Origin of the sequence: Bittarella massiliensis (ex Durand et al. 2017) (assembly GCF_017566145.1) — a bacterium.
Classification (GTDB): domain Bacteria; phylum Bacillota; class Clostridia; order Oscillospirales; family Ruminococcaceae; genus Bittarella; species Bittarella massiliensis_A.
In genome coordinates, this window is record NZ_JABFCL010000002.1 from 149,873 (window position 1) to 167,209 (window position 17,337).

Annotated in this window: 15 protein-coding genes; 6 read left to right on the forward strand and 9 right to left on the reverse strand. The window is 63.7% G+C overall.

Features of this window, described 5'->3' with window-relative positions:
* Positions 1-2: 2 nt before the first annotated feature.
* From HJY11_RS02985 to HJY11_RS03005, 5 genes are all read left to right on the forward strand, one after another.
* Positions 3-1,613, forward strand: coding sequence for a hypothetical protein (locus HJY11_RS02985; RefSeq protein ID WP_208074601.1), 1,611 nt, complete (start codon positions 3-5; stop codon positions 1,611-1,613).
* A gap of 74 nt (positions 1,614-1,687) precedes the next feature.
* On the forward strand, positions 1,688-2,731 hold the full coding sequence (locus HJY11_RS02990; protein WP_208074602.1) for a helix-turn-helix transcriptional regulator: 1,044 nt from the start codon (positions 1,688-1,690) through the stop codon (positions 2,729-2,731).
* Between the two features lie 13 nt (positions 2,732-2,744).
* Positions 2,745-3,839: a restriction endonuclease gene (locus tag HJY11_RS02995; protein ID WP_208074603.1), complete on the forward strand. Its 1,095-nt coding sequence runs from the start codon at positions 2,745-2,747 to the stop codon at positions 3,837-3,839.
* A gap of 236 nt (positions 3,840-4,075) precedes the next feature.
* Positions 4,076-5,179 (forward strand): CPBP family glutamic-type intramembrane protease, encoded by a 1,104-nt coding sequence (locus HJY11_RS03000; protein WP_208074604.1) that lies wholly within the window; start codon positions 4,076-4,078, stop codon positions 5,177-5,179.
* Positions 5,179-5,658: a nucleoside deaminase gene (locus tag HJY11_RS03005; RefSeq protein ID WP_208074605.1), complete on the forward strand. Its 480-nt coding sequence runs from the start codon at positions 5,179-5,181 to the stop codon at positions 5,656-5,658. Before HJY11_RS03000 ends, HJY11_RS03005 begins: the two co-directional genes overlap by 1 nt.
* Before the next feature lie 172 nt (positions 5,659-5,830).
* On the opposite strand, the gene HJY11_RS03010 is transcribed toward HJY11_RS03005, so the two are convergent.
* From HJY11_RS03010 to HJY11_RS03050, 9 genes are all read right to left on the reverse strand, one after another.
* Complete coding sequence (locus HJY11_RS03010; RefSeq protein ID WP_208074606.1) at positions 5,831-6,046, reverse strand: hypothetical protein; 216 nt, start codon at positions 6,044-6,046, stop codon at positions 5,831-5,833.
* On the reverse strand, positions 6,043-6,666 hold the full coding sequence (locus HJY11_RS03015; RefSeq protein ID WP_208074607.1) for a glycerol-3-phosphate acyltransferase: 624 nt from the start codon (positions 6,664-6,666) through the stop codon (positions 6,043-6,045). The genes HJY11_RS03010 and HJY11_RS03015 overlap by 4 nt, the downstream gene beginning before the upstream one ends.
* Before the next feature lie 31 nt (positions 6,667-6,697).
* The gene (locus HJY11_RS03020; RefSeq protein ID WP_208074608.1) at positions 6,698-7,810 is read right to left on the reverse strand and encodes an MGDG synthase family glycosyltransferase; all 1,113 of its coding nucleotides are present in this window, start codon (positions 7,808-7,810) and stop codon (positions 6,698-6,700) included.
* Between the two features lie 131 nt (positions 7,811-7,941).
* Positions 7,942-10,089, reverse strand: a complete 2,148-nt coding sequence (gene ppk1 / locus HJY11_RS03025; RefSeq protein ID WP_243764147.1) for a polyphosphate kinase 1 — start codon at positions 10,087-10,089, stop codon at positions 7,942-7,944.
* The gene (locus HJY11_RS03030) at positions 10,086-11,006 is read right to left on the reverse strand and encodes a Ppx/GppA phosphatase family protein (protein ID WP_208074609.1); all 921 of its coding nucleotides are present in this window, start codon (positions 11,004-11,006) and stop codon (positions 10,086-10,088) included. The genes ppk1 and HJY11_RS03030 overlap by 4 nt, the downstream gene beginning before the upstream one ends.
* 86 nt (positions 11,007-11,092) lie before the next feature.
* On the reverse strand, positions 11,093-12,043 hold the full coding sequence (locus HJY11_RS03035) for a carbohydrate kinase family protein (protein WP_208074610.1): 951 nt from the start codon (positions 12,041-12,043) through the stop codon (positions 11,093-11,095).
* Between the two features lie 79 nt (positions 12,044-12,122).
* Positions 12,123-13,145, reverse strand: a complete 1,023-nt coding sequence (locus HJY11_RS03040; protein WP_208074611.1) for an ADP-ribosylglycohydrolase family protein — start codon at positions 13,143-13,145, stop codon at positions 12,123-12,125.
* A gap of 314 nt (positions 13,146-13,459) precedes the next feature.
* Positions 13,460-14,410: a carbohydrate kinase family protein gene (locus tag HJY11_RS03045; RefSeq protein ID WP_208074612.1), complete on the reverse strand. Its 951-nt coding sequence runs from the start codon at positions 14,408-14,410 to the stop codon at positions 13,460-13,462.
* 44 nt (positions 14,411-14,454) lie between these two features.
* Positions 14,455-15,498: an ADP-ribosylglycohydrolase family protein gene (locus HJY11_RS03050; protein ID WP_243764148.1), complete on the reverse strand. Its 1,044-nt coding sequence runs from the start codon at positions 15,496-15,498 to the stop codon at positions 14,455-14,457.
* Positions 15,499-15,900: 402 nt separating this feature from the next.
* Between HJY11_RS03050 and HJY11_RS03055 the strand changes: the two genes are divergently transcribed.
* Entirely contained in the window at positions 15,901-17,208 is a 1,308-nt protein-coding gene (locus HJY11_RS03055) for an SPFH domain-containing protein (protein WP_208074613.1), read from the forward strand.
* The last annotated feature ends 129 nt before the right edge of the window (positions 17,209-17,337 follow it).

The window sequence follows — 17,337 nt, forward strand, 5'->3', positions numbered from 1 at the left end:
ATATGGAGCGCATACAGCAGGTACAGGTGACAGACGGTGGGCATCTGCCCTGTGCAAAAACAGAGGTCCTGGCCCCCTATGAGGCCCTTTTGCAAGTTCAGGGCGATCCCGACAGCTGTTGCTGGGCGGTAAAAGACGGTGCAACAGGGGCGATCCACCTCACCCGCCTCCGGTATCGGTGCGGGCGGTGTGACCACTTCTTTTCCCCCGCCGGGCAGGTTGAGGGGCTGCAGCCGTCACGCGGAGGGCCGCCGAGCGATTTCTGCGATTGGGCGCTGCAGACGACCCTGTTTGGGCCCAGTCCCCGGGACAGGCGGTGGCAGGCTTTCTCCCCGCTGGGCGATGGGCAGACGGCGCGCTGTCCCCACTGCGGTTTTGTGGCGGGGATCGCCCAGCGGTGGAATACCTACCTAGTAAAAACAGATGTGGACACCACAGTGGTCTCGCAGCGGGTTTCGGCCGCAGAGAGGCGCAGGGCACTGCCGCAGAGCGCGGACGCCTGGGGGGACGAGCTGTTCCCGCTGGAACTCCAGCTGACATTTCAGCACGCCGCCCACAGCAGCGGCTTTCGGGTGTTGGACTGCCAGGGGCGGCAGCTGTGGCAATGCGCCCTCACAGAAAAGCGCCTGCCTCTGGAGGGCTGGCTGATGAGCCGGGAGATCGGCGCCAGCGCCAAGCTGCAGAAGGCCTTGGCCGCGTCCTTTGGAATGCGTCTTCACCCCTCCCTCAGACAGGGGCGCGCCGCCTTGGAAGAGTGGATTCTTTTCAACCGTTTTCAGGGCTATCCGAGCGCGTTTTATCGCGCCGTTCCCTTTGCAGAGGGAAGCCGCGCCCCTGCCGAAGGATTTGGCGAACTGGCCACCCTGCTGGCGGACAAAGACGGCGCGCCGGCTGTCTATGAGCGCTTTGGCCTTCCCCGCAAAAAGGCGGTGCGCAGAGCGATTTTTGAGAGTCCGGGCCTCCTTTTCTATGCGCGGGAACTGGCCGCGCTTCCCTTTCACAACCCAGATGTGCTCTTGCGGCTCATCCGATCCCCCGATATATTTCGGCTTTTGTCCATCCTCCATACGCTGCCGGGGGTGAGCGCTTTTTTGGGGGACCTGGTCGCCCAAAAGGGAGAGGTTGGCGCCTGGCGTCTCCTATCCCGCCATCTGGACAGTCTGGTTGACACCGCCTCAAAGTACCTGCTATTCAGCGCGAAGGACAGATCATTCGCACTGCGCAAAAATCCCTTTGAGGCCGTGTGGGAGGGGCAGGTCGGCCGCATTGTCCACAGTTTTCCGGTGGCGCAACTGCCGGGAGAAAAGTCGGTGGACGGCTGTGTCGGCAAATTCCGATTTGCTGCGCTCCGCGCCACCTTTGAGTACCGAGAAGCAGGCACACAGCTGCACAACTGCCTGCGCTGGGGCAACTGTGACCGGGGGCGGGTGATCGGGGTCAAAGTCGGCAATCGCTATGTGGCGGCCATCGAGTTGGAGGGCGATTTGGTTGTGCAGGCAGAGGCTGCCGGGGGGAGACCGATCCACAGAACGGGGGAGCTGGCCGCGGCCTTTCGCAGTTGGGCCGAGGGAAATCATCTGTCCACCAGCGGGGTAGGCAGGAGATTGATTTGACAAATAGTATATATTATTATTGACGTATAATGATATTTCGGTTACTATGGTATAAATTGCAGGAGGAAAGGCCGATGCAGTACACCGTCCAGCCCAAAAAGGCGCTGATTGTCGATCTCCTGGCTGTTTTGCAGAAATACACCGACGAGAGCCACCGCCTCAGCCAACGGGAGATCGCCGACATTCTGGAGAGAGAGTACCAGATGAAGGTGGACCGGCGGGCCATCAAGCGCAACCTGGTCAATTTGATGGACAGCGGCTACGAGATCGGATACAGCGAGCGGGTGCGCCGCGGCAGGGGTGGGGAGCAGGAGACCCTCTATACCGACTTGTACCTGGTGCGGGATTTTACCGAGGCAGAGCTGCGGCTGATGATTGACAGCCTGCTGTTTTCAAGGCATATTCCCAACCGCCAGCGCAGGGATCTGATCGAAAAGATACAGGGGCTTTCCAGCAGATACTTCCGCGCGAGGACCGCCCACATCCGCAGTCTGCCAGAGCACTCCCCAGAGAACAGAGAGCTGTTCCTGACCGTTGAGGTGCTGGACGAGGCCATCAGTCAAAACAAACAGGTGCAGTTTCTGTATAACAGCTGCGATGTGGACAAGCAGCTGCACCCCCGCCGGGATCGCCGGGGCCAGCCGCGCAGGTATTTGGTGAACCCCTATCAGATGGTCGCCGCCAACGGGCGCTACTACTTGATTGGAAACCTCGACGAATACGACAACCTGGCCAACTACCGTCTCGATCGCATCACGGACATCCGGCTGCTGGACACCCCTTCCAAGCCGCCCCGCCTGGTGCAGGGGCTTGAAAATGGGTTGGACCTGCCCCGCCACATGGCCGAGCACATCTACATGTTTCACGGCGAGAGCGCTCGCGTCTCCTTTCGGGCAAAGCGGTCGCTGGTTTCCGATATTCTGGATTGGTTTGGTCAAGAGGTGCAGTTTTCCGATGTGACGGCGGACAAGGTGACCGCCAAGGTGAGCGTCAACCTTCAGGCAATGCGCTGCTGGGCGCTGCAATATGCCAAAGATGTGACGCTGCTGTCGCCGCCGCAGCTGGTGGAACAGGTGAAAAAAGACCTCGCTGTCGCCATTGAAAATTATGGATGCTGAAAGGAGAAGCAAGATGAATCGAAAGTACTACATGGTCCGGGTGCGCAGAGACGTGGATGCCTTTGCCGAGCGATCGCTGGTCGCCGTGGGGTGGAGCGGGGTAAACTTTTCAGAGCTCCGGCAGGATATGGACGGCCTTCTGCAAAGGGTGGAGGAAGTCCACTACCAAGGGGGCGTCTCCCCCCGCCTCGTGGGCAGAAAAAAGGCAGAGATCAGAAGGTTTCTCGAGATCCAAAAGGGGGATGTGCTGGTTGTCCCCTGTTACAAGGGCTTTTACCTGGCCGTCTCGACGGGGGAATACATCTATGATTCGGCAGAAATGCAGCGGGATATGGCCAATCAGCTGCGGGTGTCATTTTTAAAGGATGATGCAGGCAAACCGCTGTTTTTTTCCAGGAGCGGGAAAAACACCGCCCTGGTCTCCAAGCTCGGCGTCCCGGGCTTTACCGTCTTGACTTACGGCGATCCCGAGGTCACCGCCAAGATTGACGCCCTTCTCCAGGACGGAAAAGACACCTCCGACGCGGCCCAGGTGGCTGCTCGGGAGGGCCGGGCCATGGAGGAGATCAAAAAGACCCTCGCCGCCGTTTTGCAGGACTACAAAAAGCAGTCCCTGGACCACGGGGGAGAGGGGTTTGAAAGGCTGGTGGCAGACCTCTTTGCGGCCAGCGGGTTTGCCGTCCAAAAGCTGTCCAAACAGTGCGGCGACGGCAAGGCGGACGCCGATGTTCTGGCCATCCGTGACTGCGCCCTGGGAGACGAGTTCAAAACGGCCTATTTTATACAGGTGAAACACCACACCGGGCTGACCGACAGCACGGGCTTAAACCAGATCATTCAGTTTAAAGAGATGATAGAGAAGGCGGGCGTATACGAGTTTAGAGGGGGAAAGAGCGGTGGGGGCATCACCCTCGCAAAGGACAACATCCGGTATGTCTTTCTCACCAGTGCGCAGTTTGATCCGGATATACAGCCCCTGGCAGACGACAGCGGGATCATCTTGATCGACGGGAATCGGCTGGCAGAGATGCTCTGGGAAAAGATCGACCAGTTGGAAGACCTTCGGCACCAGCTGGGCTTTATCAAGAAGTACGAGCACATTGGATAGGGCGCAGCACCAAGGCCTTGCCCTCGTTTCCCGCATAGAAACCCTTTAAACGATCTCCCCTTCTCGCCACTTTTCACGGTTTGTTCAAACAATCGGTTTGATTTCACCCCGCTGGGTTGATATAATGAAATCAATCACAATGCGTCGGCGATTGGAGTGCAAAGGCCGGCCTGGGGCGGACCGGCCGAACAGGGCCGGTCGCTTTTCGCGCAGGCGGCGAGAGGGGGGACAAGCGGGTGTACAGCGACGGCAGAGAGAGGGACTGCGTCCAGCAGACCTTTGAGGGCTTCCCCCCGCCGGAAGAGGGGGAGGGCTACTCCTATTCCGCCGGCTTCGGCTACCTGGGCGGCCCCCAGGAGGGAAGGGGCAAGGGCAAGAGTGAACTGCAAATTCAGGAGATTCACCGCCAGGCCAACATTCTGGGCTTTGCCATCCTCCTCTCCATCTTCCTCTCCAACGCCTCCTTCTTTTTGTTGACCCGGCTCTTCGCCCTCCTCTCCTCCGGGGTGGTCATCATGAAAAACGGCCAGGTGTTGACCAACCAGTTCCTCCACTACTTCATCCGCCTGTTGGTCTACCTGGCGCAGATTGTCATCCCCTACTGGGTGGTGTCCTGTCTCAACGGCTTTTCCCTGAAAAAGGACCTCCCCCGCGGGGCGGTCAAGGGGCGCACCCTGGTGCCCTGTACCTTTATCCTGCTGGCCATCGGCATCGTTGGCATCGCCTCGGCCAATCTCCTCAGCGGCCTGGCCTCCCAGCTGAATATCCGCTTTGTCAGCAGCACTGAACCGGCCATTACCTCGGTGCCCGCCTACCTGCTCTACTTCCTCTCCCTCTCGGCCGTCCCCGCCGTGGTGGAGGAGGTGGTCTTTCGCGGGGTGGTGTTGCAACCCCTGCGCCGCTTTGGCGATCGCTTTGCGGTGGTGGTCAGCGCCGTCGTCTTTGCCATGGCCCACCAGAGCTTTGTCAAGGCCCCCAACATGTTCTTCGTGGGCCTCTTTTTGGGCTATGTGGCCATCAAGAGCGGCTCCATCCTCACCACGGTTATCCTCCACTTTGTCAACAATGCCCTCAGCCTGGTGCTCACCACCCTGCAGACGGCGGTGAGCGCCTCCACCTACGCCCTGGTGCAAAACAGCCTCTTTGCCCTGCTGCTCCTGCTGGGGGTCTTTTCCATTGCCTACCTCTCGCGGCAGGACAGCGCCATCTTTGCCATCGAGGACTATGAGGACACCAACACCCTCACCACCAAGATGATCGCCTTTATCGGCTCCGGCGGTTTTGTCATCAGCCTCTGCATGGTGGCCTTCCTCATGGCCTCCCAGGCCCGCATCCTCTGATGGACAGGCAGTACATGCGCCTCGCCCTCGATCTGGCCCGCTGTGCGGCGGCCCAGGGCGAGGTGCCGGTGGGGGCGGTGGTGGTGCACCGCGGCCGGGTGGTGGGCTGGGGCTACAACACCAGGGAACAGAGCAAAAACGCCCTGGACCACGCCGAGATCAAGGCCATTGATATGGCCTGCCGCAACCTGGGGGGCTGGCGGCTGCCCGAGTGCGCCCTCTACGTCACCCTGGAACCCTGCGCCATGTGCGCCGGGGCCATCATCAACGCCCGCATCGACCGGGTCTGTTTTGGCGCGAAGGACGAGAAGTTCGGCGCCTGCGGCAGCGTGGTGGACCTCTTTTCCCAGCCCTTCACCTACTGTCCCAAAGAGGTGGTCCAGCTGATGGAGGAGGAGTCCCGCCATCTCCTGCGGGATTTCTTTGCCGGCCTGCGGGCCCGCAAGCGGGCCGAAAGGGAGAATGGGCAGAAAGAATAGAAGGGGTAGCCCTCCCGTTTTAACACAGTCAACAAAGACCGCCGGTCAGCCCTATTCGGGCCGACTGGCGGTCTTTTCTGCCGCAGAGATGGAATCCGTCCCCCTCTTCCTTTGCCACTTGCATTGCCATTTGCCCTTTGCCGCCCGGGCGGCAAGAAGAGAAGAGCGCGCGCTACAACCCACCGAAATTGTGGGGGAAAAGCCGCACCTCCACCCCTGTCTTGTAGGGCATATCCGCCCCCTGCAACTGGTGCCAGACGACCACCTGGTAGAGCAGAGCGGTGTAGGTCACCGTTCCCCCGTCCTTGTAGAGGGTGCGCTTGGGGAAGAGAAGGAGAAGCGCGATCAATGCAATTACTACAATTCGTATAATCTTGCTCTTTTTCAACTAAATATCCTCCGCTCAAAGGCCTTTTTCAGCACTTCCGGGCTAAGGTGGGATTCCCACTTGAGATGGCGAAAGATCACCGCAGCCGAAATGAGGGTGCAGCCCGCGGCAATGCACTTGTTGGGACAGAGGAGGAAGCTGCCTCCGGCAAAGAGGGAAAAGGTGGCCAGGGTGCGCAGCCGGTGGTCGGGGATCACCGCGATCAGGGAGAAAAAGAGGTAGAGAGCCGCCAGCCAAAAGACCACCAGGCTGCCGGGCAGCAGTCCCAATAGGGCCCCAAAGCTGGCGGTGATGGCCTTGCCGCCCCGCCCCCGCCGCCAGGGAGAGAAGGCGTGCCCCAGCACCGGCGCCGCCAATACCAGGGAGAAGAGAAGCCGCTCCTGGGTGGGCAGCCGTTCTGCCGCCAGAAAGACCGGGAAAAACCCCTTGGCCAGATCGCAGAGAACGCAGAGTGTCCCCACCTGCACACCGGCCAGCAAAAAGGCATTGGTCGCCCCCGGGTTGTGGTCGTCGCTGTCGGCGATGACGTCAACCCCCCGCAGCCAGCGGGGCAGTAGGGCGCTGTACAGAATGCTGCCGGACAGAAAGCCCAGCAGGGCGTAAAAGAGATAGGGCAGCACAGCCGTTTTCCTCCTCTCTCAAAGGGGATGTCTAAAAGGTGTCTTCCACCATCCAGCGAACAATTTCCGCCGCTGCCTGCGGGTTGCAATTTGCCGCCTGGGCCGCGGCCATCGCCGCTCGGCGGGCGGGATCGCCCAGCAGCAGCTCTGCGGCCTCGGCGGTCTCTTCCGGCCCGTCGGGGCAGAGGGACATCCCCCGACGGCTGAAGAAGGCGGCGTTTTGGGTCTCGCATCCAGGGATGGGGGCGGTGTGGATGAGGGGGATGCGGTGTACCGCCGCCTCGGTGCTGGTCAGGCCGCCGGGCTTGGTGAGGAGCAGGTCGCAGCTGTCCATGTAGAGGGGCACCTGGTCGGTGTAGTCGAGAACGGCGATCCGCTGCTCCCCGGCAAATCGTTCCCGCAACTCGGCCTTCAACCTCTGGTTGTGTCCGCCAAAGAGGTAGACACGGCGGTTGTCGCCCCCCTGCTCCAGCAGGGCCTGGGCGTACTCTCCGGCCCGGCCAAAGCCCATGCTGCCGGTCATCACCAGGCAGACCTGGCTGTCGGGGCCGATCCCCAGGGCGGCGCGGGCGGCATTCCGGCCGCCCGGGGAGGAAAACCGCCGGCTTACCGGGATGCCGGTGGCCACCAGTTTTTCCCGGGGGAGTCCCTTTTGGGCAAATTCCTCCTCCAGATCCCGGTGGGGGATAAAGTAGGCGTCCAGCTCGGTCTCCTCCCAAAAGGGGATACAGGTGTAGTCGGTGGCGATCCCATAGCAGCGCGCCGCCAGCTTCCCCCGCCGCCGCAGGCTGGTGAGGGCCTCGGCCGCGAAGAGGTGGGGGGTCAGCACCCGGTCAAACCCCTGTTCCTCGATGTAGTGCAGCAGGTTGTCGGCATAGAGGGTATTGGCAAAATAGACCGGTGAGTGCAGCCGGTCCGAGCGAATGGCCTCGCCCGCCCGGTAGAGCCACCGAAACACCAGGGGGGAGCGGGTGGTGATCTTGACATAGGCGTTTGACACCACCCGCGAGGTGCGCTGTCCGGCAAAGAGGAGCACGTCCTTCATCTCGCAGGGAACCCCCTGCCGCCGCAGCTCCTCCAGTACCGCCCTTCCGGCGGTGTTGTGTCCCTGTCCGGTGTTGCAGGACAAAATCAGTACCTTCACCCAATTCCTCTCCAATCTGTTGTCCCTTCTGTAATTTAGTATAAAAGCTGCGCTCCCGCCTGTCAATCGGCGGCAAAAAAGAGGAGGGCCCACCGGCTTGCCGCCGGGTGGGCCCTCCCTAAAATCTGCCTTTACTTTCCGAACCAGGAGAAGGGCGCGCGCCCCTTCCAGCGGCCCCAGGCGGTCTTTTTCACCGGCGGCGCCGGTTTGGCGGCGGCGGCCACCGCCTCCTCCATGAACAGCTCCTGCGATCCCACCGGCCAGTCGGCGGGCGGGGTGCGCTGCAGATAGCTGCCGTCGGCGCGCTGTTCCCTGCCCTTGACGTTGTCGTTTAGCATCACGTGCACCATCTGCAGGATGCGGGCCTTGAGGTCCTTGTCCTGAATGGGGCAGGCGATCTCCACCCGGTGCTCGGTGTTGCGGGTCATCATATCCCCCGAGCCGATGTAGACCCGGGTGAGTTCCCCGGTGCCGAAACAGTAGATGCGGGAGTGCTCCAAAAACCGGCCCACAATGCTCACCACGCTCACATTGTCGGTGAGGCCGGGCACCTGAGGGGTCAAACAGCAGATGCCCCGCACGATCAGCTGCACCTTCACCCCCGCCTGCGAGGCCTCCACCAGCTTGGCCATGATCTCGGTGTCGGTGAGGGAGTTGCACTTGATGGTGATGCCGCAGGGCTTCCCGGCGCGGCAGTTGGCGATCTCCTCGTCCATCCGCGCGAGGATGCTCTGCTTAAAGCTCACCGGCGCCACCCAGAGCCGGTTGTAGTGGCCAAATAGGTTGCCCATGGCCATGTTCTTGAAAAACTCCACCGCGTCCTCGCCGATGGAGAGATCGGGGGTGATGATGGACAGATCGGTGTAGAGCCGGGCGGTCTTTTCGTTGTAGTTGCCGGTGCCGATCTGGGTGATGGTGCGGATGCGCCCCCGGTCCCGCAGGGTGATGAGACAGATCTTTGAGTGCACCTTGTAGCCGCCGGTGCCGTAGATGACGTGACAGCCCGCCTCCTCCAGCCGCTGGGCCCACTCGATGTTGTTCTGCTCGTCAAAGCGGGCGCGCAGCTCCATCAGCACCGTCACGTCCTTGCCGTTCTCCGCCGCGGCGATCAGGTATTCCGCCAGCTTGGACTGGCGGGCGATCCGGTAGAGGGTGATCTTGATGGAGAGGACCGAGGGGTGACAGCTGGCCTCCTTGATGAGGTTGAGAAAGGGGGTCATGCTCTCAAAGGGGTAGGAGAGGAGGATGTCCCGCGCCAGCGCCTGGCGCAACATGCTCTCGCCGGGGTCCACCAGGGCCGAGCGCTGGGGGGCGTAGGGCGGGTCCAAAAGCTCCAGCTTCTGGGTGGGGCTCAGCTTCCCCTCCAGGGCAAAGCAGTAGGAGAGGTCCAGCGGCGCTTTTGAGAGAAAGACCTGGTCGCGGCCGATGTGCAGCTTGCCGCAGAGGTATTTGACAAACCGGTCCCCCACCTGGCTCTGCAGCTCCAGCCGCACCGGGGCCAGCCGCAGCCGCTTGCGGATCACCCGCTTCATGTGCTGGCGGTAGTCGATGTCCTCGTCCAACAGGCCGGCTTCGGTGTCGATGTCGGCGTTGCGGGTGACGCAGAGCACCGTCCGCTCCACCACCTCGTACATGTCAAAAACCAGGTGGGCAAAGTGGCAGAGCAGGTCCTCGGTGAGAACAAAGCGCAGGGCCTTGCCCTCCGCCGGCTCCAAAAAGGTGATGCGCTCCACCATGGGCGGCAGGGGGATGATGCCAAAGCAGGTTTTTTCCTTGTGGCGCAGGGTCACCGCCACGTTCAGCTGCTTGTTGCCAATGTGGGGAAAGGGGTGGCGGTTGTCGATGATCTGGGGGGAGAGCAGGGGAAGGGTGTTTTTGAGAAACTGCTTTTCCAGGTGCCGCTGCTCCTTTTCGGGCAATTCTTCCACCCGGCAGCGGGCGATCCCCTTTTTGGCGAGGGCCTTGGCCACCGCCTCAAAGGACTGGTCGCGCAGCTGGTAGAGGGGGCCCACCGCCGCAAAGATGGCCGCCAGCTGCTGGGCCGGGGTCATCCCGGTCTTGGTGTCCCTGCTCTCCGGCGCGGCCAGCAGGTAGTCGGTGATGCTGCCCACCCGCACCATGAAAAATTCGTCCAGGTTGGTGGTGAAGATGGAGAGGAATTTGAACCGCTCCAGCAGGGGGGTGGCCTCGCAGTTGGCCTCTTCCAGCACCCGCTCGTTGAACTTTAGCCAGGACAGCTCCCTGTTTTGCATACAGGGGGCCAGCTCGCTTCCCTTCATCCCTCTTCACACCCTTTTTTGGTCTGCAGCATCCGGTCGATGAGATAGCCCTCCCGCACGCCGCTCTGGCTGATGGCGATCTGCTGGCAGCCGAAGGCGTCCACCACCTCCCGCAGGATCATCAGCCCCGGCTGAATGCTGAAGATCCGCTCGGGGACGATGCGGTAGACGGTCTGGTAGAAAAACTCCTTGTCCCGGATCATCTTGCACAGCTTCTTCACGTTTTTGGCGGGCACCTCCCGGGCGTCGGCGGGCAGGCCCAGCAGCTCGCAGCTGAGCTTGTACAGCGCCCGCAGGGTGCCGCCCACCCCGCACATCTGGGGCAGGGTGTCCCTGCCGACCCAGTCCACCTTGTCCATGGCCTTGCGGATGACGCCGCGCACCTGGTGGCGCTCCTTATCGCTCATGAGCAGGCCGTCCACGTACTTGGCGTGCAGCCCCAAAGACCCCACCGGCAGGGAACAGAGGTGCTCGATGGCCCCCTCTTTACTCACCACCAGTTCGGTGGACCCGCCGCCGATGTCGCAGAGCAGGCCGGTCCCCATGGGCATGGCGTGGTTGACCCCGATGTAGTCCAGCCGGGCCTCCTCCTCGCCGGTGAGCACCTCGGGCGAGAGGCCGGTCTCCCGCCGGATGGCCTCCAGGGCCTTGTCCCGGTTGCCCGCCCCCCGCAGAGAGGCGGTGGCAAAGACCCCGTATTCCTCGATGCCAAAGCCGGAAAACACCTCTTTGTACCCGGAGAGGATGGCGCAGGCCTTGCGGATGCCCGCCTCGGCCAGCATCCCGTCTTTTTTCACATATCCCGCCAGGCCGGCCATCTCCCGCTTGTTGATGAGTTGGGTGATCTCGCTGCCCTTGCACTCGTAGATGGAGAGGCGGATGGAGTTGGAACCGATGTCGATGACGCCGTACTGCAAAGTGGTGTCCCCCTTTAAAACACAAAACCTATTTGACTTATTTTATCATATTATGGCCTGGTTTTGGTAAACTTCTTGTAATATTTTCAGAGCTCTGCCCGGGTTTCCGCCGCCCGGGGCACCCTGTCCATCCAGCGCCGCCCCTCCTCCAGGGGGCAGATGCCGCTCCGGGCCCCCAGCAGGGTGCAGGCGCGGGCGGCCATCCCGTTGGCAAAGCGGGCGCAGTCGCCCAGTTCCCAGCCGTTGACCCGCGCCCAGAGGAAGGCGGCCCCCCAGGTGTCCCCGGCGCCGGTGGTGTCCACCGCCGTGACCGGCAGTCCGGGGCAGGCAATGGTCCGCCCCGGGGCGTGCACCCGGCAGCCGCTGGCCCCCAGGGTGACAGCCACGAACTCCACCCCGCCGGAAAAGAGATCCCGCAGGCATTCCTCCTCGCTGCGCTCCCCCCGAAAGGCGGCAAACCCCTGCTCGTTGAAGGTGAGCCCGTCGGCCCGGCGGAGGAAGCGGGGGTCGTTGTCGGCGGCCACCACCCCCTCCACATCCAGGTAGAGTTTGGCCCCGGCGGCCCGGGCCCGGTCCAGCACCGCCTCGGCCCCCTCCACCTGCTGCAGGGTGCGCACAATGGTGTAGATCCAGGCCGCCCCGTCCAGCAGCCGCTGGTGGCGGGGGGTGATGTGGCGGGGGGCGCGGGCGGTGTCCACCACACAGACCACCCGTTCGCCCCCCTGGGTGACGATGATGCACTTGGGGTCGGCCATCCCCGGGTCGTGCAGGGTGTAGGAGGTGTCGATCCCCTCGGCCTCCATCGCCACGCGCAGCTGGCGGCAGACCGGGCTGTCGCTGAGGGAGTCCACCAGGTAGCACTTCTGCCCCAGCCCGGCGGCCACCCCGGCGGCGTTGGCCACCATCCCCCCCACCAGGTTTTCCACCGGGCGCAACATCATCTTGTCCCCCATCTGCCCCCAGCGGTCGGTCTCGTAGTACTCGTCAATACAGGCCTCTCCCAAAAAGACCAGGTAAGGCGCGTCTTTGCGCTCCATGGCAAATCCCCCTTTTCTCGCTGTGCGACAGGGGGCGCCGGCTCTCCAAACAGCCGGCGCCCCCTCCTTTTTTGAATACCTACCGCTTGGCGGCGATCTCCGCCAGCGAGTCGGCCAGCTGGCGCAGGTCGTAGCCGTTGACCCGGTCGATGACTTCCAGGTAGTGCTCCGGCAGGGCGGCGATGCCGCTGTGCGCGCCGGCAATGCTGCCCACAATGGTGGCCACCGTGTCGGTGTCGCTGCCGGCGTTGACCCCGGCCAGGGTCGCCTCCACCGGATCGCCCCGGCCGGCCACCAGCAGGCCGAAGGCGGCCGGCACCGCCTCGGCCGCCGCCAGCCCGGTGCCGATGATGTCGGAGATGTCCCGCATGGCGGTCTGGATGTCCGGCGCGCGCATCCCCAGTTCGGCGGCGATCCAGATGCGCCGCTCCACCGAGGGGCCGGCCAGCCGGGCGCCCACCTGGCCGCCCTTCTCATACCCCTTTTTGGCCCCGTAGGCCCCCGCCTTGACGATGGAGAAGAGGTCGGCCCCCTCCCGCACCGCCTCGGCGCAGGCCGCCGCCACCGCACAGGCCCCCGAAAGGGCGATGTCGTAGGGGTGGGTCGGCAGGCAGATGGTGATGGCGTCCTCCACCGCCCGGTCCCAGTCGCCGGGGTTGACATAGCCCACCGCCTCGATCTTCATGGCTCCGCCGTTGGAGGCCTTGGAGTTGTCGCAGGCCAGGAAGGAGAGGGGGGCCTCCATGGGGGTGCCCAACATGGCCATCACCGCGGCGCGGGTGGTGGGCCCGGCGTAGCGCTCAAAGTAGTCCCCCAGGCCGTGCCAGCGCACCAGGGCGTCCTTGGCGCAGGCCGCGTCGATGACCCCCCCGCGCTCGGCAATGGCCATGGCGGTGCACCAGGCCAGGGAGAAGTCGTCGGTGACGGTGCCGGCTTTGGCCCCGCGGGCGAAGGTGTCCTCAGGCGCGTCGGTAAAGTCCCGCACCGGGCCGCCGAAGTGCTCCTCGATCAGGTCGATGGAGCGGGTCTCGGTGGCCGCGCCGATGGCGTCTCCAGCGGCGGCCAATACCAGGCCGCCCAAAATGCGTTCGTTCAAGGTCATCTGTGGTCTCCTCCTCGTCTCTGTTTGCCCTCACGCCCGGTCGGGCAGGGGGTCAATATCCAATGTAGTGCCGGTACCGCCCCCCTGCCAGCGCCTGCGCGCAGACCCAGCAGGAGGTGTTTCCGGCGCCTTTGATGCTGTCGCAATACCCCTCGATCCCCTGCTTTTTGTAGCCTGCCTTCCACTGTTCGGCGATGGGGAAGGCAGCGGTGATGGGGGTGTCCCAGGAGCAGGGCCGCCGCTAGAGGGAGGGGGGAATGCCGCCCCTCTTCCCCCGACCGGTCACCTCGCTCCCCCTTGCCGCAGTGCGGCCGTCACCGCTGGGGCGGCAGTGGGTGCTCTTTGACAAAGGCCTCCACCTCTTCCAGGGTGGCAATGCCGCTGCGGCTGCCCACCATGGTGACGCAGCGGGCCGCAGCCGCGGTGGCAAAGGCGGTCACCTTGGGCAGGCACCAGCCCTGGGTCAGCCCGTAGACAAAGGAGGAGTTGAAGGTGTCCCCGGCGCCGGTGGTGTCCACCGGCTTCACCGGGCAGGCGGGCTGGTTGACGATCATCTCCTTGGAGTAGACCGAGCAGCCCTCGCCCCCCTTGGTGATGACCACCATCTTGGCCCCGTTTTCCAAAAGGGTCTTGCAGTAGACCGCTTCCTCCTTGCCGTGGGCCATGTGGGCAAAATCGTGGTCGTTGACAAAGATGATGTCGCACAGCCCCAGGTATTTCTGGTGGCGCTCGTCGCCCTCATAGCTCTCCAGGTCGTAGGTCACCAGGGCCCCGTTTTTGCGGGCCTCGGCAATGGCCTCGTAGCCGTTTTCGTAGAGTTCGATCTTGTTCATGGTGGTGTAGATAAAGGCCGCCCCGTTCAGCAGCTTCTGCTGCTCGGGGGTGAAGCGGAAGGTGCAGCCCTCGTCCAGCCCCACGAAGATGGTCCGCTCCCCGCTGTCGGTCAGGTAGATGTTGCAGACCACAATGGTGTAGTCGTCGTCGTAGTTGTGGTGGCTCAAATCCACCCCCGCCTCCCCCAGGGTCTTGAGGATGAAATCCCCCTCAGGCGAGTGGGTGGTGGTGCCGATGAGGTAGGTGTGGCGGCCGTATCCGGCCAGGGTGGAACTGGCGTTGGAGATCATCCCCCCCACGTAGTCCCCCATGGGCCGGCAGAGGATCTGCTCCCCCAGGTCGGGCCAGCGGGAGAGGGCGTAGTAGTGGTCCACGCCGCCGTCCCCCACGGCGACCACATAGCGCTCGGGATTGACAATTGGCTCGTTCATGGTTTGGTTCCCCTTTCCGTTATCCGTTGTGATGATCCGGGCGCTCACCGCTCCCCGGCCAAAAAGCGGGCAACTGTTTGGGCCAGTCCCCGCAGGTCAAATTGGTTTTGTCTCTCGATGAGGTCGATGTGCGCCGGGGGGATCTCTCCGGCCCCGGCAAAGGCGCCCGCCATGGCCCCGGCAATGGTGGCGATGGTGTCGGTGTCCCCGCCGATGTTCACCCCGCCGTAGACCGTCTCCATCACCCGGCCCTGGGCGGCGGCCAGCAGGCCAAAGGCGGCGGGCACTGCCTCCACCGTGGCCAGCCCGTTGCCGATGAGATCGCGAATTTCCGCCATCCCCGCCCGCCAGTCGCCGGCGTGGCGCTGGCCGATCTCCCAGGCCAGGGCGATCCGCCGCTCCACCGAGGGGCCGGCCAGCCGGTGTCCTCGCAGAGCGCCCAGCCGCATCCCCTCCCGGGCGCCGTAGAGGCCGGCATCCCGCAGCTCCTCCAGGGCCGCGCCCGGCTGCAACGCCTTGGCCACCGCCGCCGCCACCGCACAGGCCCCCGCCAGGGGGATGTCGTAGGGGTGGGTGGGCAGGCAGGCCTCCACCGCGTCGGCAATGGCCCGGTCCACGTCGCCCCCCGAGAGCAGGGCCACCGGCCCGATCTTCATGGCCGCCCCGTTGGAGGCGCGCCCGTTTTCACAGACCACCTGCACCGGGATGTCCCGCGGGGGAACCGGCTCGCCCCGCAGGGCCCGCACCGCCGCCTTGGTGGTGGGGCCCACGTTGTAGTCAAAGTACTGGGGGTACTGGGCCCACTTGAGCAGGGCCTGTTCGGCCACCGCCCGGGTCACCCGCCCCCCCGCCGCCACCGCGGCCTCCAGGGTGAAGTAGGCCAGGGAGAAGTCGTCGGTCACCATCCCCGCCTTGGCCCCGTAGGCCCAGGTGTCCAGGGGGGCGTCGCGGAAATCGGTCACGTAGCCGCCGAAATCCTCCAAAATCATCTCGGTGCTCCGCTCCTCGGTGGGGCCGCCCATGCTGTCGCCAATGGCGGCGCCGGCCAGACAGCCCAGCAGTTTGTCCTCCCATTGCATCGCTCGCATCGTCCTCCTCTCCGCCCCGGCCTTTCCCCCAAGGGGGCTGGCCGGAGGTGGTTGCACATACAATGGTAGTATACCATAGGCCCCCTCCTCCGGCATAGAATCAAAATCGCCACAAATGAACGGCCCCCCGTCGGCGAAATGCCCAAAGGACAGCTCCAAAATTTGCCTCTTTGCAGGGGCGTCGGCGGTGGGCGTCTGTCGAAATTTGTGGTATAATAGCCGCAAAGTAGCTATTGCACCAGAGGTGGCCAGGCAGATGCGCAAGCTGCGCTTGCTCCCTGCCCCATGGCCAATGTCAACCGCACGGCTGACTGCCGTGCCGGCAGCGCCTAGAAACACAACTGAAAAATCAGGCGTCCCGCCCGCGGTGGGCCGCCGGGAAAATAAGCGGAGGGAATGAATATGGGTCTTATCAAAGCGGCAACCGGCGCCATCGGCGGCGCCTTGGCAGATCAGTGGCTGGAGGCGTTTGAGGCCGGCGACATGGGTGACACCACGGTCATGGCCCCCGGCGTCAAACTCCGCCGGGGCGACCGGCGGGACAGCAACTACAAGGGCACCGCGCAGGTGGTCTCCAACGGCTCAAAGATCATCGTCAACGAAAATCAGTGCATGCTCCTGGTGGATGGCGGCAAGATCGTCAGCTACACCGCCGAGCCGGGCTACTACACCGTCGACAACTCCGCGGCCCCGTCGGTCTTCAACGGCCAGCTGGGCGACTCGGTCAAGGAGACCTGGGAGCGCTTCAAGTTCTCCGGCTCCACCCCCCTGCAGCAAAAAATCTACTTCATCAACATGCAGGAGATCAAGAACATCGCCTTTGGCACCGTCAACCCGGTCAACTACTTTGACGAGTTCTACAACGCCGAGCTCTACCTGCGGGCCCACGGCTACTTCTCCATCCGCATCACCGACCCCATCAAGTTCTACCGCGAGGCCATCCCCCGGGACGCCCAGCACGTCAATGTGGAGGACATCCACAAGCTCTACCTGTCTGAGTTTCTCACCGCCTTCCAGGCGGCCATCAACCAGATGTCGGCCGACCACGAGCGCATCTCCTACGTCGCGTCGCAGAGCCAGAAGCTGGCCCAGTACATGTCCGGCGTCCTGGACGACGACTGGAACGACCGCCGCGGCATGGTGATCGAGTCGGTGGGGATCAACAGCATCTCCTACGACGAGGACTCCAAAAACCTCATCAACCTGCGCAACAAGGGCGCCATGCTCTCCGACGCCACCGTCCGCGAGGGCTACGTCCAGGGCTCGGTGGCCGAGGGCATCAAGGCCGCCGGCTCCAATTCGGCCGGGGCCGCCCAGGCCTTTATGGGAATGGGCATCGGCATGCAGGCCTCCGGCGGGCCCATGGGCGCCTTTAGCGCCACCAACCAAAGCCAGATGCAGCAGCAGGCGGCCGAGAAACAGGCCGCCAAGGAAGCGGCGGCCGCCCAGGCTGCAGCCGCCGCGGCTGCCGGGGCCTGGACCTGCGAGTGCGGGCAGCAAAACACCGGCAAGTTCTGCCAGAACTGCGGCAAGCCCCAGCCCGCCCCGGCGGCGACCTGGACTTGTGAGTGCGGCCAGGAAAACGGCGGCAACTTCTGTCAAAACTGCGGTAAGCCCCGCCCGGCAGCCCCCTCCGTCTGCCCCAAATGCGGCAAAGAGGTGGAGCCCGGGGCCAACTTCTGCCCGTCCTGCGGCGAAAAACTCAAGTAGTCGCCCCCTGCTTGTCCCCTCTGCCGCCCCGGCAGAAGGGGACGGGGGGATGTTGGGCCCCTGCGGACGCGCCTCGCTCCGCGGGGGCCCGGCCCTGTGGCCACCACGCAATTTGAGAGAAAGGGATGA

What these genes read in the sequence shown, in the direction of transcription:
- HJY11_RS02985 (WP_208074601.1), top strand. Translation starts at nt 3, where the DNA reads ATGGAGCGCATACAGCAGGTACAGGTGACAGACGGTGGGCATCTGCCC.
- HJY11_RS02990 (WP_208074602.1), top strand. Translation starts at nt 1,688, where the DNA reads ATGCAGTACACCGTCCAGCCCAAAAAGGCGCTGATTGTCGATCTCCTG.
- HJY11_RS02995 (WP_208074603.1), top strand. Translation starts at nt 2,745, where the DNA reads ATGAATCGAAAGTACTACATGGTCCGGGTGCGCAGAGACGTGGATGCC.
- HJY11_RS03005 (WP_208074605.1), top strand. Translation starts at nt 5,179, where the DNA reads ATGGACAGGCAGTACATGCGCCTCGCCCTCGATCTGGCCCGCTGTGCG.
- ppk1 (WP_243764147.1), bottom strand. Translation starts at nt 10,089, where the DNA reads ATGAAGGGAAGCGAGCTGGCCCCCTGTATGCAAAACAGGGAGCTGTCC.
- HJY11_RS03035 (WP_208074610.1), bottom strand. Translation starts at nt 12,043, where the DNA reads ATGGAGCGCAAAGACGCGCCTTACCTGGTCTTTTTGGGAGAGGCCTGT.
- HJY11_RS03040 (WP_208074611.1), bottom strand. Translation starts at nt 13,145, where the DNA reads ATGACCTTGAACGAACGCATTTTGGGCGGCCTGGTATTGGCCGCCGCT.
- HJY11_RS03045 (WP_208074612.1), bottom strand. Translation starts at nt 14,410, where the DNA reads ATGAACGAGCCAATTGTCAATCCCGAGCGCTATGTGGTCGCCGTGGGG.
- HJY11_RS03050 (WP_243764148.1), bottom strand. Translation starts at nt 15,498, where the DNA reads ATGCGAGCGATGCAATGGGAGGACAAACTGCTGGGCTGTCTGGCCGGC.
- HJY11_RS03055 (WP_208074613.1), top strand. Translation starts at nt 15,901, where the DNA reads ATGGGTCTTATCAAAGCGGCAACCGGCGCCATCGGCGGCGCCTTGGCA.